Genomic DNA, 12,653 nt, shown 5'->3' with positions numbered 1-12,653 from the left:
CGTGCTCAGGCCTTCCGTCCCGCGATGTACCGGACGACCAGGAGCACGATGCAGACGACGGCGACGGCGCCCGCGATCATCCGGAAGGTGTAGTCCAGCCCCGCGAGCATCCCGATCGAGTTCGTGGCGGCGCTGATGAGAAGGAGAAGCCAGAGGGAGGCGGTGACCAGTACGCTTTTGCTGTTGTTCATGGGAAAGACGCTAGGGATCGGCGGCGTGGGGAACCAGGGGAGTGACCCCCGGACGCGGGTGGTGCTGGCGCTACCTCGGGAGCGGCGTGCGGTGGATGGCAAACTCGTCGCATGCCGAAACGCTGGAACGAGATCGACTGGGACGAGCCGCGCCCGGAGCCGTCGGAAGTCGTCGCCGCCCAGAACGGCATCACCTGGGCGGCCGTTCCCGTTGCCGCTCCGGCGCTGGACAGGTATCTCGAACACGTGGCGGCGTCCTATGTGAACGGTGGGTACCTGATAGGCCGTTGGCGTGCGGTCGACTATGCGGACACGGTGGCCTGGTTCGTCGCTCGCAACCGGGCGGAGGAGTTCGAACTCCTCCGAGTCTTCTTCGACAGCGAAGCGGTCCGGGAAGGACTCCGCGAACTTCAGATCCCGAGCCCGCTCGGTTCCGGCGACGGCGGGTTTCAGCAGGAACGGACCGGGTCACTCTGCCTGGACGGCATCCTGGCCGACGTGATCCTGAGCGGGGGCGCGTACGGGCGATACCGCGGGTCGGCGATGGACGCGAAGGCGCTCGCCGGTGCCGCCGTCGAGGCGTTGACACAGAACCGCTTGGAGGACTTCCGGGTGCACGTCAGTCTCGTGCCGTGGACTCCCTGGTTCGAGGGTGCGGCTTGGGATCGAACGTACGTCCTCACCGATACCGCCAACGCGGAGATCACCGTTTTCTGCGTCACCGACACGAACTGACGTCACGGTCGGCCGCCCAGGTGCCGAGATCGCGACCGGTCAGCTCGGACCAACAGGCCGCCAGATCGGCGCGCCCCGCATGCCGGTGTGCGAACCGGCCGAAGAACAGACTGAGGCCGCGGAGGACGTTCTCGTGGCCGATCGTGCCCGCGAGTTCCCTGATCAGCTCGGCGTCCGGTGCGTAGGTCGCGTCCGGTGGTGCCGGTTCCGCGGCGGCCCAGGGGTCGCTGCCCGGGGCGAGTTCGGGCACGGCTGTCCTGGACAAGTAGGTCGCGCAGGCTTCGACGAGCCAGAGGTCGTCTCCGCAGTCGACCAAACCGCCGATCCATGCGTGCGCGACCTCGTGGCTGACGATGGTGGCGGCATACCGAGGGCCGCGGGTCGCGACGAGGTCGAACACCTTGTCGTTGAACAGGATCAGGCCGGGGAGGGAGAACGCCAGCGAGGGGAGGTCCCGGACGAACACGGCTTCGCACTTCTCGTACGGGTACGGCACGCCGAGGTGGTGTTCGTAGAACGCGACGGACCGGGCCATGAGGTCCGCGATTTCCGCGCCGCGCTCTCGGGCGGCGGCCCTGGACCGCTGGGTGTGGACCGTCAGCGGCACTGGGGAATCCCGGGACGGGATCGTGGTTCGGCACAGCGTCGCCCACGGACCGGCTGCGCCGGCGACCAGGTACGGGGCGATCGGCTCGGCGGTGCCGTTGACCAGGCAGGACCACTCCTCGGGCGCCGACAGGTTCAGCGTGACCGGCGCACGCAGGCCGGCGTCGTCAAAACAGCAGAAGACCCGGGGAGCGGCGTCGGGGAAATTCATGCCGTACACGTAGGTCGTACCGTCGGGATCCGTGGCTCGCCGAAGGCCACGGCCTTCCACCGCGTACGGGAACAAGGCCTCGACCTCCAAGACATTGGAGGTTGTCAGCCCGGTGAGCTCCAGCCTGGACCCGTTCCACACGTCGGAGACGACGAGCGCGTGATCGTTCAATACGACCTTGTCCACCAGATGGGCCGCGAGATCCGCGAACGTCGCCTGCTCGTCGCAGCCGAACCGGATCACAGTGCGGGAACGGAAGAACTCGGCCGCCGGATCGATCACCAGCTCGATGTCGTACGACTCCACGACCAGAACCGAAGCTCGCTCACTCACGGAGATCGGCTTGGAGCAAATGGGGCGACACCACGAAACCCAGCCGCGAGTAGGCGGTGACCGCCCGGGTACTGGAGTGCACCGTCACCCGCTCGAGTTTGAGGCTTTGGGCGAGGTACAGGATCTTCGTGATGAGCCGCCCGCCGACACCGTTGTCCCGTTCACCCGGCGCGACATACACGCACTGCACATCGCCGGACGATCGCTCCAGCGCGCGGGGAGTCGGCACGCGCTGGGTGATCGCCAACCACGCCGTGCCGATCACCACCTCGTCGCGGACCGCGACCATGCAGCGATGCGAGGACGTATTGCTCTGCGCCCACGCCACGAAATGACGGACGAATTCGTCCCGCGTGGTCACCGGCGTTCCCTCGTTTTCGAGGATCCATTGCCACCGGAGCCCGGCGACGGCGTCCAGTTCGTCGTTCTCGGCGAGAGTGATCAGACCGTGCAGTGCCGATCCCGCAAGGCGTGGGAAAGCCACTGCAACGCCGGTGTCAGGCTGTCCGGAGGCGCCCAACCGTTGATCACGGCGAGCAGTTCGAAGTACCGGTCCCGGCGGGAGTCGTTAACGGTGTCCAGCCAGTCGAGAAGGTCTTCGGGCCTGTGCCGTGAGGTCAAGACCGCCACGACCTCCGCGGCTTCCGGAGAGCTCGGATCGATATCGGACTGCAGAGCGGGGGCGACGGTGTCGCGGATGTCCGCGATCGGGTCGCGGCGCAGACCGACGTCGGCGCGGCCGGTGTCGATCTGCTCGGCGATACGCCGCATGAGGGCGCGGAATTCCGGGTCCTGGGCCAGTTCGGCCAGCTCCACCCAGGCTTCGACCTGCTCGGCCTCGGGACTGTCGGGCAGTTCGGGCGTCATCGAGCGGGCGATCCCCGCGAATCCGGGATGATCGAGCCCGCGGAAGGTGGTGGTGAGGAAATCGTCGATCAGGCGACGGCGTTCGTCTTGGGTCAGCTTGGCCAGCTGATGCATGAGAGTCATCTCCTCGGGAGTGGATCCGCGCTTGGCTGCCGCCGTCAGCACGGCATGACGCAGGCGCAGCACGCGGATCTGCACCTCCAGCGCCTGGATGTGCGCGGCGGCGACGTCGGACAGGGTGGCTTCGCTGTCGACGACCTTCCGGACCGTTGCCAAGTCCAGTCCCAGCTCGCGCAAGGTCCGGACCAGCTCCAGCCGCGCGAGCGCGTCGGTGCCGTAGCGGCGGTGGCCGGACGACGTGCGGCTCGACGGCGCCACGATGCCGCGGTCGGAGTAGAAGCGGATGGCCTTCACCGTCAGCCCCGTCCGCCGGGCCAGCTCGCCGATCGAATATCCGGGGCCGTCGTCCATACGGCCCACCTTCGCACCTCCCCTCGGGGGAGATACAAGGGTATTTTCCGGCGATGGTCGGTTCGGCTTCCCCAAAGCTCGCGTGATCGGACGCCGCACACCCGAGATCGCCGTCTGATCACCTGAGTTCCGCCTCCAATCACGCGAGTTCGCCGTTCAATCACGTGAGTTCGCCGTCTGATCACGCGAGCCGCGTCTTCTGTCCCGGCCACGAACCCGGCGACCGCCCGATACTGCCGAGACGGTCACCCGGCCCAGACATCACGACACGGTTGACTTACCCCTCAATAACGACACTTGGGGATGTGCCGGCCGACTGGTGCAGTGTCACGGGTCGGTGATGACCCGGGCCACGCGACGTCGTCGATGGCGAGCCATGGCGCGGCGGCCACGGCCGAGGGTGTCTGCCCGGTGAACGCCTTGACCTCGCGGTGGAGGTGGGATTGGTCGGCGTAGCCGCACTCGGCGGCGACGTCGGCGGAGGCGTGACCGGCCGCGAGGAGGTGGGCGGCGTGGTCGAAGCGCACCAGTCGGATGGCGCGTTTGGGGCTGATTCCGAGCTGGGACCGGAAGCGGGACCACAGGCGCTTGCGGTCCCAGCCGACCTCGCCTGCCAGGTTGTCGACCTGTGTCTGCCCGCGGCTCGTGATCGTCCGCCGCCAGCTTTGGGCGACTTCCGGTTCGACCGGCGTGCGGGCTCGCATCCGTCGGTTCACGACCTCGGCCGCGATCGTGAACCGTTCGTCCCATGACGCGGCGGCACGCAGCCGGTCTTCGATCCGCCCGGCGTCGCGACCCCAGACGTCTGCCAGGGGTGCCATCGTCCCGCTGAGATCGGGTGATGCGTCGAGCACCGCGGCACCCACGTCCGGCTCGAGCCGGATCTGGAGACATGCGCCCACGCGGCCACCTGCTCGCAGATCGCCGGGCATGAGCCCGATGACGGCACTGCCCCGCTCGTGCCGGCCGCGGCTGTCGTAGACGATGCCTTCTCCGTCGCTCAGATCGATGAGCACGGTGACGGCGGGATGCGCGACCATGGCGATGTCCACGGAGGCGGGGAGACGCTGGCGGAACCCGGCCATGCTGATCCCCGGCAGCCGATTCGATCGGCGCGGAACCGCGATCTCCACCGCTTTCCAGTCCGGCGGTGTTCCAGTCGGCGGCACACGACCAGTCTAGGGATCGGGGACCAGGGGCGGGGTGTCAACGGTCCGTTCCCGCGAGGTCCAGCTCAGCAGTAGTTCGCTGAGCGCCTCAGGCGCCTCGAACATGGGAAGGTGTCCGACGCCGGACAGCAGTTCGATCCGAGCGTCCGGCACCAACTCGTACCGGCGCACCGACGACGGGTCCCAGCGAGGGTCGGCGCTACCGAAGACCGCCAGTACCGGAACGGTGAGGGCGGCGAGACGATCGGGCACGCCGCGCTCGGCGATGTACTCGGTGTTGCGGCGCAAGATCGTCCTGAACGTGTCGTAGGAGATGTGCTTGAGATCGGCGACCACGTCGTCGGGTACGTCCACCGGGCGAGCGGCCGTTGCCCCGATTCCCTTGCGAATGACCGCATCCGAACGCTTCGGCCAGATCAGCGGGCCGAACGGCGGGCCCAGCAGGATCCGAAGGATCAACGGCTGGGAAAGCAGCGCGCCGGGATGCGGGCCGCAGCTGATCAGCGCGACCGAGCGCACCAGGTCGGGGCGCTGTTCGGCGAGGGCGGTGGCGACGTAGCCGCCACTGGAGTGCCCGACGACGGTGACAGGACCTCGGCCGAGGTCGTCGAGTACCGCCGCCACTCGGCTCGCCTGGGCGGGCACGTCGTAAGGCGGTGAAGGCGGGGATTGGCCACAGCCCGGGAGGTCGACCCGGATGACGTGGTGGTGACCGGCAAGGGCCGGGACCACCGGGCTCCACGAGGCGCCCGAAGCCCCTGATCCGTGGATGAGCAACAGCGGCGGCGACTGCCGTGGACCGTCGCGCACCACGTGGATCCTCTGCGAATGCTCAACATCGTTCTCACTCATGGGAGGAGGGTGCACGGTCGCCGACCGCCGGTCTTGGACAAATGTCGGCGTGCGATGAGCCGACCCGGCTTCGAGCGGCGCGGCAGTGCGGTCTACGTCACGCAGAACATTTTCTACACAGTGCAGATTTTTCTCGGCACTATGTCATAGTGGTGTCGTGGCAGCGAAACGGCGGGACACCCCGAGCAAGGGCGACCTACGGGAACAGGCGATCCTGGACGCCGCCGAAGTGCTGCTCGAACGAGAACGCGCCGAGCCGATGACCGTCGAGTCGATAGCCAAGGGCGCGGGAATCTCCCGCGGCTCGCTGTACTTCTACTTCGGGTCGAAACAGGAGGTTCTCGCCGCGCTGGTCGCGCGCACCGTCGCCCGGTTGCACCTGGACGATCGGTCCGCCGACCCCGGCTTGCCCGCGCACGACGTCGTGCGAAGGGCCGTGGAGAACACGGCCCGCACCTGGAGTGAGCACGGACTGGTGATGCGGGCGGCGGTCGAGTTCGGCCCCGAAGTTCCCGAGATCGCGCAGCTGTGGCGCGACACCATCGCCAACAACACCACGGCCATGACTCGTGTCCTCGTCGCGGCCGGCCTGCCCGACGAGGACGGCCCGACCGGCGCGGCGGCGCTCGCGCAGGCCCTGTGCTGGATGACCGAACGCAACTTCTACCACGCGTCGACACAACCCGGCGGCCTGGATCGCGCGACCGAGACGATGGTCGAGATCTGGTGCCGCGTCCTACCTGGAGGGTAGCCATGCTTTTCCTGATCACCGGTGTCAGCAGCGGTCTCGGCCGGGCGTTCGCCCAAGGGGCGCTCGACGCCGGTCACACCGTCGTCGGCACGGCCCGCCGGGCGGAGGACGTCGCGGCGTTCGAAGCGCTCGCGCCGGGACGTTCGCACGCGCGTCAGGTGGATGTCACCGACGACGACGCGGTGTTCTCCGTCGTGGGGGAGATCGAGGCGCAGGTCGGACCGATCGACGTGCTCATCGCGAACGCCGGATATGGACACGAGGGAGTGTTCGAGGAATCACCGCTGTCCGAGTTGCGGGCACAGTTCGCCGTCAACGTGTTCGGTGTGGCAGCCACGGTCCAAGCGGTGCTGCCGTTCATGCGGAAGCGTCGTGCGGGGCACGTGTTCGCGGTCAGCTCCATGGGCGGGCTGATGACCGTGCCCGGGCTGGCCTACTACTGCGGCAGCAAATACGCCGTGGAGGGCATTCTGGAGACCGTGGCCAAAGAGGTCGCGGATTTCGGCGTGCACGTGACGATCATCGAACCTGGCTCGTTCCGCACGGACTGGGCGGGCCGGTCGATGGTGCGCACGCAACGGTCCATTCAGGACTATGACGCGCTGTTCGAACCCATCCGCACGGCCCGGCAGGCGGCCAGCGGCAATCAGTTGGGCGACCCGGCCAAAGCGGCCGAGGCCGTCCTGAAGGTCCTGGAGGCCGAGAAGCCGCCCGTGCATCTGGTACTCGGCTCGGACGCGCTGCGACTGGTCACGGCCGGCCGCTCGACGGTCGAAAAGGACCTGCGAGAGTGGGAGGAGCTGTCTCGCTCCACCGACTTCCCCGATGGTCACCAGATCGCTTCGAACTGAAGCCTGCTCGGTCCCCGATCATCGCGCCGGAGTCGGGCAGTGCGTCTCGACGACCTATGGGCCAGATTCACCACGCTGGGCGGAATCCGTGCCCTCTTCAGTTCCTGACCGAGCGCCGCACGCGGCCGCTTGGCCGTATCGCCATCGTTTGCCCGCTGTCGTGCGTCACCCGTCGGCGAGGCGTTGGATGGTGGTGCTCAGCCAGGCTTGGAGATCAGCGGGGTCGCCGAGTTCGGAACGCAGGATCCGGCGGCGGGTCGAGACGCCGAGAACGAAGGCGTCGATCGCCGCGGCTCGGCTGCGGGCGTCCGCGTCGTCCACGCCGCTGTCGCGCAGGTAGCGGTGCAGCGGCTCCAGCGAGTTCGTGTCGAGGAAGGCGGCCAGCGCCTCCGCCGCCTCCGGGCGTTCGCCGGACGCGCGTTGCAGCACGAGGAGCGGATCCTCCCCGGGGCCGCCGAACCAGCGCTGGACGATGCTCGCCGCGAGGCGTGAACCCAGCGTGGAACGGTCGCCGTCGAAAGAGTCGGAGACCGGGATCTCCACCCGGGTCGCCGCCAGGAAAAGGCCATCCTTGCCGCCGAAGTAGCGCGTGATGAGGTTCGGCGACACGCCGGCCGCGTCGGCCACGCCTTTGACCGTGATCGCGGCGTATCCGTGCTGGGCGAACTGGCGTTGCGCGTGCTCCAGGATTCGCTGCCTGGTCGCGGTCGCGTTGCGCAAAGTCATGTGTATGAGCATACACATGATGTGTACGCTCATACACATGAACGACGAGATGCGGGAAAGACTCCAGCGGACGCGGCGTGTCACGACCCCGTGGAGTGACGACGGGACGCGCGGCATCGCCGGCACCCACCTCGATGAACTGCTCGAACACTGGGCGAACGGGTACGACTGGGGGCCGCACGAGCGGCGCATCGGCGAGTTTCCCTGGGTGAAGGTGCAGGCGGGCGGCACCGAGCTGCGTGTGCTCCACCAGCGGTCCGCCGATACCCATGCTCCGGTTGTCGTGCTGCTGCACGGCTGGCCGGACTCGGTGCTGCGGTTCGAACGCGTCCTGCCGTTGCTCACGGACATGCACGTGGTGGTTCCCGCGCTGCCCGGCTTCCCGTTCGCGGCCCCGCTCACCATTCCCGGCATCTCGGTCAACCGGATCTCCGAGATCGTCGCGGACGCTCTCGACAAGCTCGGCTACTCGCGGTACACGGTGTCCGGCGGCGACGTGGGCGGCACCGTCGCGGAGATCCTCGCGGGCGAACACCCGGACCGGGTGGCTGCCCTGCACCTCACGAACGTTGCCCCGCAGCGTGCGCTCACGGCGGATCCGGCGAAGCTCGCGCCCGACGCGGCGGCCTACCTCCGCCGGACGGCGCAGTGGTTCCGGACCGAGGGCGCGTACATCATGCAGCAGTCGACGCGGCCGAACACGCTCGCCGTCGCTCTCGGCGACTCACCCGCCGGCCTCGCGGCGTGGATCGTCGAGAAACTCCAGTCCTGGTCGGACGAGTCGGCCTTCACTCCGGACGAGCTCCTCACCTGGGTCACCGCCTACTGGGTCACCGGCACGATCGGCACCTCGTTCGCCACCTACGTCGAACCGGCCACCCTTCCCGGCCGGATCGACACGCCGACCGTGCTGTCGGTGTTCCCGCACGACACCAAACCGGAGCCACGAAGCTACGCCGAGACGTTCTTGAACATCTGCGACTACGTGGAACACCGGGCCGGCGGCCACTTCGCAGCCTGGGAACAGCCCGAGGCCTACACCGAAGACTTACGCCGCGCTGTCAAGCTGGGCGGCTGAAACAGAGCCCGTGGACGCGTCGGCGCTCTGGCCGTGCAGCGTGGGCTGGTCCAGCCGCATGCCCGGAGGTCCTCATAGCGGCATGACCGAACGTGCCGAGGCTAGAGTTGCCGCGTGGGGCTGAAATCCTTTGATCGGATCGAGTGGTCCTTGTTGTTCCCGGACTTCTCGGCAGCGGAGGCCGCGCGGACACGGGCGGCCGCCGGGCGGATCGAAACGGCGAGGTTGCCCGAAGACACCGGTAAGTGGGATTGGTGGCCGGAGCACCTGGGCGTCGATCCGGTCCACAAGGACATCCAGCCGATCATCGCGGGGACGACCTTGACGCTGTCGAACAGTGGCGTCGACTGGCTGGAGCTCGCGCTGTGCATCGTTCGTGAGACGCGGCAACGCTTTACCGTGTCCGCGACCGTCGAAGTCGCGTGCTGGTGCGATCCCGACCACAACATGCACGTGGTGCGCAAAGACGAACACCTCGTCGGCACCGGTACGGCGCTGGCCTCGGCGTTCGAGTCGGCGGGAAGCGCTCTCGAACGCTGGGCCGGCGGAAGCCATGACCCGGATGCCTACCGGGCTGCGGCGGGGCTGGAGCCGGCTTCTCCGACTTCGAGGGCTTCAGGCCCAGGTGGTGCCGAAGCGGAAGACAGCGTCATCCTGAAGTTGGCGTAGCGGCACGAGCGGATGTCGGGGCGTCCCAGTCAAACGGCCACGCCTGTCGCGCAGTTGATAGACAGGACGGGTGAACAGCTTCTACCACCTGTGCTTCGTCGTTCAAGACATCGAACTGGCGACCGAGGACCTCACAAGGACTCTGGGCGTGACCTGGAGTCCAGTCCGCGCGGGCACACTCGGGGACTGGGACTACAGCATCGTGTTCTCCGTCGAGGGGCCACCGTTCTTCGAGGTGATCCAGGGCCCCGTCGGCAGTCCGTGGGACGCGACCGAGGGTTCCCGCTTCGACCACATCGGCTACTGGTCCAACGACGTCATGGCGGACAAACAGCGACTGGCAGACCGAGGCGCACAGATCGAGTTCGACTCCTGCCCTTACGGTCGTTCCTTTACCTACCACCGTCTCGACAGCATCGGAGCCCGGATCGAGTTGGTGGACCTCGCGGTCCAACCGGGGTTCCGTGACACCTGGGCCCAAGACGTCGCCGCGATGCCGCCGCTCGACCTCGACGAGCTGAACCGCCTCCCAGGAGAGGTGGAGCCGCCCGGCCACGGAGGCGGGCACCGATTCCGATCCGGCCCACCCGGTCAGGATCCGATGACGTCGGCGTGAGATGCGCGTGAGTCCGCTATCCGGTTATTGCGGTTGTCGTCTCAGCGGCCGAAACGCCATGATGCGGCCGTGCTCCAGACACGGATTGGCTCCGACCAAGACTTTCTGCAGTTGACAGCTGATGCCGCAGAGGATGGCCCGCCACAGTTCTTGCTTGCCGAGCTACAGCTCCGCGGCTTGTCTGCCTCGGTGCGGGTCGTGCACAGCTATGTGACGGGGTTCGCCGATCTCACGGAGTTCTTCCAGCGCCTCGCGGATGACTGGCGTGGCTGGGACGGAGCCCGGACCTGGGAGTCTCTCGAAAGCGACCTGAAAATCGATGCGTCTCACCAGCACGGCCACGTGCAACTACGGGTCACCATCCAAAGGTTTCAACCAGACTGGGGAAACGAGGGCTGGACCGCGACCGGTGATTTGACGATCGAGCCCGGAGAGCAACTGTCGCGAATCGCCCAAGAGATCAAGGCACTGGCGACGGGTTCGTAGAAGCGGCCGGGAGCGGGGCACGCTCCCGGCCACCATCCGCTACGCGGGCAGGGTGTCGGTCCACTCGGCGTTGATCCTGGCGCCGCCGGGGTCGGCCACCTGGTACACCGCCCCGTCCATGGTGACGTAGACCGACGTCCCGTTCACCCGTCCGGTCGCCGGATCGACGACGAGCCGTTCGCCCTCGGGCAGCGACAGGCCCTGTCCGCCCGGAACCGTGCCGAGGTTCTGCACACCGGGATAGCCGGCGATCACGCGAAAGGCCGTGGCCCGCACCTCCGGCGTGGCAGGCACCGTGGACACAAGCGAGATCAACGACTGGAAGACGGCTCGTTCCCGGTCGCTCGCGGTGAACTCGCCGGCGCTCGTCCTGGCGTCGCTGCGCTCGATGGCGTCGGCGATCCAGGCTTTCAACGCGTCCGGGGCCGTCGGCAGGGCACGCACCTGTTCGAGGGTCAGATCGATGGCGACCAGCGAGAACGGGATGGCCGATTGCGTCTTCACCGGCGCGACCTTGCCTCCTGTCTTCGCTCCTCGCATCCACAACCGACCGTCCGGCTTGATCCAGTACTCGTACCCACTCGAAGCATCAGCGCCGTCCGCCCCTGTCACTTTCACGTGCCAGTAGGTGCCGGCCCCCTCGGGGGAACGCTCAGCGGCGGTGGCGGCCGCGAGCAGGATCTCCTGCCCACTGGCCGTTCGCACCGGCGGACCGTCGACCGGTGCGGCCGGTATGACCGCGATCGCCACGGCGGCAGCGGCCGCCGTGAGGCTCGCCCCTGTGATCAGCCATCCGGTCCTCCGCCGGGAGGTCCGGCCGCCGTTTATCCGGTTCTGGAGCCGGTGTCGGCTGCGGTCGATCACGTCCTGGGACGGCTCGTCCGGGGCCAGCGCGGCGCGCAGCGTCTGCAGGTCATTCATCGAGTGCCTCCGGGGTGAGGACGAAGTTGAGCTTCTTGCGTGCACGGTTGAGCCGGGAACCGACCGTGCCGGGGGAGATGCCGAGCGCCGCGGCCACTTCTTCGTACCCGAGCTGGCCGAGCGCCACGAGCAGCAGCACGTCCCGTTCCCCGGTGGACAACCGCGACAGCGCGTCCGCGAGTTGGGGAAGCAGCCGTCGGGCGGCCACCGACGCGACCACCCTGCTCTCGTGCCCTTCGACCACCGGTGCGGCGTTCACCCGTGCCAGCGCCCGATAGTGGCGAGCCTCCTTGCGGCGGTGCCTGGCCACCAGTTTCGTGGCGATGCCGAACAGCCAGGCCCGAATCTCGCCGCGTTCGGCGTCGAAAGTGCCGCGCCGGTCGAAGGCGACGAGGAACGTCTCCGCGGCGATGTCCTCCGCGGTCTGCGCGTCCAGCCGCCCGGCCACATACCGGTAGATGGCCGCGAAGTAGCGATCGTGCACTTCGGTGAACAGTTCCGGGTCCTGTGGCAACCGGGCGGCCAGGTCGGCATCGGTCACGTGCTCACCCGTTCCCGCTGTCATATGTCCGCCTCTGACATGTGGTTCCTTCCCGTCGACGATCAGCTTTCACCACCACTTCGCCGCAGGCCGGTTTCTTCTTCCCGCCCAGCTGTAGCGGTCGGGGCGTCAGGGCCGATATCGATGGTTGACGGTCGTGGCCACATGAGGGGTTCGATGTGATCGAGTCGGTGGAGCTGGTGGTCGCGGCGTTGGCCGCCGGGGCGGCGGCAGGGACGCGTGAGACGGCGTCGACAGCGGTGAAGGACGCGTACTCGGGGGTGAAGACGCTGGCCCTGCGCACGTTGCGCCGCGGCGATTCCGTGCCGCCCGCGGTGGTGGAGGCGGTCGAGTCCGACGTGATCACGCCGGACGATGACGAGGGCGGCGTCGCCCGGCGACGCGATCTCGAGACAGCGCTGACGGAGGTGGGCGCGGGGAACGACGAAGAGCTCGTGGCGGCCGCGCTCAAGGTGCTGGAGCTGACCGATCCAGGAAAGTACCGGGTGACGTTGCACGGCAACAAAGGCGTACAGGTGGGCGACCACAACACCCAGACCAACACCTTCGGCTGACACC

At 67.9% G+C, this 12,653-nt stretch carries 17 protein-coding genes; 8 read left to right on the top strand and 9 right to left on the bottom strand.

Going from position 1 to position 12,653, the window contains the following annotated elements; translation table 11 throughout:
- Positions 1–5: 5 nt before the first annotated feature.
- Positions 6–191, bottom strand: a complete 186-nt coding sequence (locus B0293_RS35590; RefSeq protein ID WP_005161269.1) for a hypothetical protein — start codon at positions 189–191, stop codon at positions 6–8.
- 111 nt (positions 192–302) lie between these two features.
- On the opposite strand from B0293_RS35590, the gene B0293_RS35585 reads away from it, so the two are divergent.
- The gene (locus tag B0293_RS35585; protein WP_005161271.1) at positions 303–926 is read left to right on the top strand and encodes a hypothetical protein; all 624 of its coding nucleotides are present in this window, start codon (positions 303–305) and stop codon (positions 924–926) included.
- On the opposite strand, the gene B0293_RS35580 is transcribed toward B0293_RS35585, so the two are convergent.
- The 5 genes from B0293_RS35580 to B0293_RS35560 all read right to left on the bottom strand — a co-directional run bounded on the left by B0293_RS35580 (position 910) and on the right by B0293_RS35560 (position 5,435).
- Entirely contained in the window at positions 910–2,076 is a 1,167-nt protein-coding gene (locus B0293_RS35580; RefSeq protein ID WP_143254717.1) for a M1 family aminopeptidase, read from the bottom strand. The two genes, B0293_RS35585 and B0293_RS35580, sit on opposite strands and share 17 nt — an antisense overlap.
- Positions 2,069–2,560, bottom strand: a complete 492-nt coding sequence (locus B0293_RS35575; RefSeq protein ID WP_005161275.1) for a GNAT family N-acetyltransferase — start codon at positions 2,558–2,560, stop codon at positions 2,069–2,071. Before B0293_RS35575 ends, B0293_RS35580 begins: the two co-directional genes overlap by 8 nt.
- Positions 2,518–3,414: a MerR family transcriptional regulator gene (locus B0293_RS35570; RefSeq protein WP_005161278.1), complete on the bottom strand. Its 897-nt coding sequence runs from the start codon at positions 3,412–3,414 to the stop codon at positions 2,518–2,520. Before B0293_RS35570 ends, B0293_RS35575 begins: the two co-directional genes overlap by 43 nt.
- Before the next feature lie 284 nt (positions 3,415–3,698).
- Positions 3,699–4,583, bottom strand: a complete 885-nt coding sequence (locus B0293_RS35565) for a helix-turn-helix domain-containing protein (RefSeq protein WP_245192002.1) — start codon at positions 4,581–4,583, stop codon at positions 3,699–3,701.
- 9 nt (positions 4,584–4,592) lie between these two features.
- A complete protein-coding gene (locus B0293_RS35560; protein ID WP_085939695.1) occupies positions 4,593–5,435 on the bottom strand; it encodes an alpha/beta fold hydrolase in 843 nt (280 codons plus the stop codon).
- A 157-nt stretch (positions 5,436–5,592) separates the two neighbouring features.
- Here B0293_RS35560 and B0293_RS35555 point away from each other — a divergent pair, with 157 nt between their 5' ends.
- Positions 5,593–6,186, top strand: coding sequence for a TetR/AcrR family transcriptional regulator (locus B0293_RS35555; protein WP_005161287.1), 594 nt, complete (start codon positions 5,593–5,595; stop codon positions 6,184–6,186).
- Positions 6,187–6,188: 2 nt separating this feature from the next.
- Positions 6,189–7,037 carry an oxidoreductase gene (locus tag B0293_RS35550; RefSeq protein WP_005161290.1) on the top strand — a complete coding sequence of 283 codons (849 nt, stop codon included), beginning with the start codon at positions 6,189–6,191 and terminating at the stop codon, positions 7,035–7,037.
- A 165-nt stretch (positions 7,038–7,202) separates the two neighbouring features.
- On the opposite strand, the gene B0293_RS35545 is transcribed toward B0293_RS35550, so the two are convergent.
- Positions 7,203–7,763, bottom strand: a complete 561-nt coding sequence (locus tag B0293_RS35545) for a TetR/AcrR family transcriptional regulator (protein ID WP_005161294.1) — start codon at positions 7,761–7,763, stop codon at positions 7,203–7,205.
- Between the two features lie 37 nt (positions 7,764–7,800).
- Here B0293_RS35545 and B0293_RS35540 point away from each other — a divergent pair, with 37 nt between their 5' ends.
- From B0293_RS35540 to B0293_RS35525, 4 genes are all read left to right on the top strand, one after another.
- Positions 7,801–8,841 carry an epoxide hydrolase family protein gene (locus B0293_RS35540; RefSeq protein WP_005161297.1) on the top strand — a complete coding sequence of 347 codons (1,041 nt, stop codon included), beginning with the start codon at positions 7,801–7,803 and terminating at the stop codon, positions 8,839–8,841.
- Between the two features lie 114 nt (positions 8,842–8,955).
- On the top strand, positions 8,956–9,510 hold the full coding sequence (locus B0293_RS35535; RefSeq protein ID WP_039918953.1) for a hypothetical protein: 555 nt from the start codon (positions 8,956–8,958) through the stop codon (positions 9,508–9,510).
- A 70-nt stretch (positions 9,511–9,580) separates the two neighbouring features.
- Entirely contained in the window at positions 9,581–10,126 is a 546-nt protein-coding gene (locus B0293_RS35530) for a VOC family protein (RefSeq protein WP_005161302.1), read from the top strand.
- Positions 10,127–10,195: 69 nt separating this feature from the next.
- Positions 10,196–10,612 carry a DUF6228 family protein gene (locus tag B0293_RS35525; protein ID WP_039918954.1) on the top strand — a complete coding sequence of 139 codons (417 nt, stop codon included), beginning with the start codon at positions 10,196–10,198 and terminating at the stop codon, positions 10,610–10,612.
- Between the two features lie 39 nt (positions 10,613–10,651).
- Here the strand turns inward: B0293_RS35525 and B0293_RS35520 are convergent, their stop codons facing one another.
- Complete coding sequence (locus tag B0293_RS35520; protein WP_005161307.1) at positions 10,652–11,533, bottom strand: CU044_5270 family protein; 882 nt, start codon at positions 11,531–11,533, stop codon at positions 10,652–10,654.
- Complete coding sequence (locus tag B0293_RS35515; RefSeq protein ID WP_245192003.1) at positions 11,526–12,074, bottom strand: RNA polymerase sigma factor; 549 nt, start codon at positions 12,072–12,074, stop codon at positions 11,526–11,528. Before B0293_RS35515 ends, B0293_RS35520 begins: the two co-directional genes overlap by 8 nt.
- A gap of 179 nt (positions 12,075–12,253) precedes the next feature.
- On the opposite strand from B0293_RS35515, the gene B0293_RS35510 reads away from it, so the two are divergent.
- Positions 12,254–12,649, top strand: coding sequence for a hypothetical protein (locus B0293_RS35510; RefSeq protein WP_005161311.1), 396 nt, complete (start codon positions 12,254–12,256; stop codon positions 12,647–12,649).
- Positions 12,650–12,653 lie beyond the last annotated feature (4 nt).

It is taken from the genome of Amycolatopsis azurea DSM 43854 (assembly GCF_001995215.1).
GTDB lineage: Bacteria > Actinomycetota > Actinomycetes > Mycobacteriales > Pseudonocardiaceae > Amycolatopsis > Amycolatopsis azurea.
Note: the sequence above shows the minus strand (reverse complement) of the source record. Positions and strands in the feature narration are given on the sequence as shown.

Coding starts and splice junctions, on each gene's coding strand:
- B0293_RS35590 (WP_005161269.1), bottom strand. CDS start 191: ATGAACAACAGCAAAAGCGTACTGGTCACCGCCTCCCTCTGGCTTCTC.
- B0293_RS35585 (WP_005161271.1), top strand. CDS start 303: ATGCCGAAACGCTGGAACGAGATCGACTGGGACGAGCCGCGCCCGGAG.
- B0293_RS35570 (WP_005161278.1), bottom strand. CDS start 3,414: ATGGACGACGGCCCCGGATATTCGATCGGCGAGCTGGCCCGGCGGACG.
- B0293_RS35560 (WP_085939695.1), bottom strand. CDS start 5,435: ATGAGTGAGAACGATGTTGAGCATTCGCAGAGGATCCACGTGGTGCGC.
- B0293_RS35550 (WP_005161290.1), top strand. CDS start 6,189: ATGCTTTTCCTGATCACCGGTGTCAGCAGCGGTCTCGGCCGGGCGTTC.
- B0293_RS35545 (WP_005161294.1), bottom strand. CDS start 7,763: ATGACTTTGCGCAACGCGACCGCGACCAGGCAGCGAATCCTGGAGCAC.
- B0293_RS35540 (WP_005161297.1), top strand. CDS start 7,801: ATGAACGACGAGATGCGGGAAAGACTCCAGCGGACGCGGCGTGTCACG.
- B0293_RS35520 (WP_005161307.1), bottom strand. CDS start 11,533: ATGAATGACCTGCAGACGCTGCGCGCCGCGCTGGCCCCGGACGAGCCG.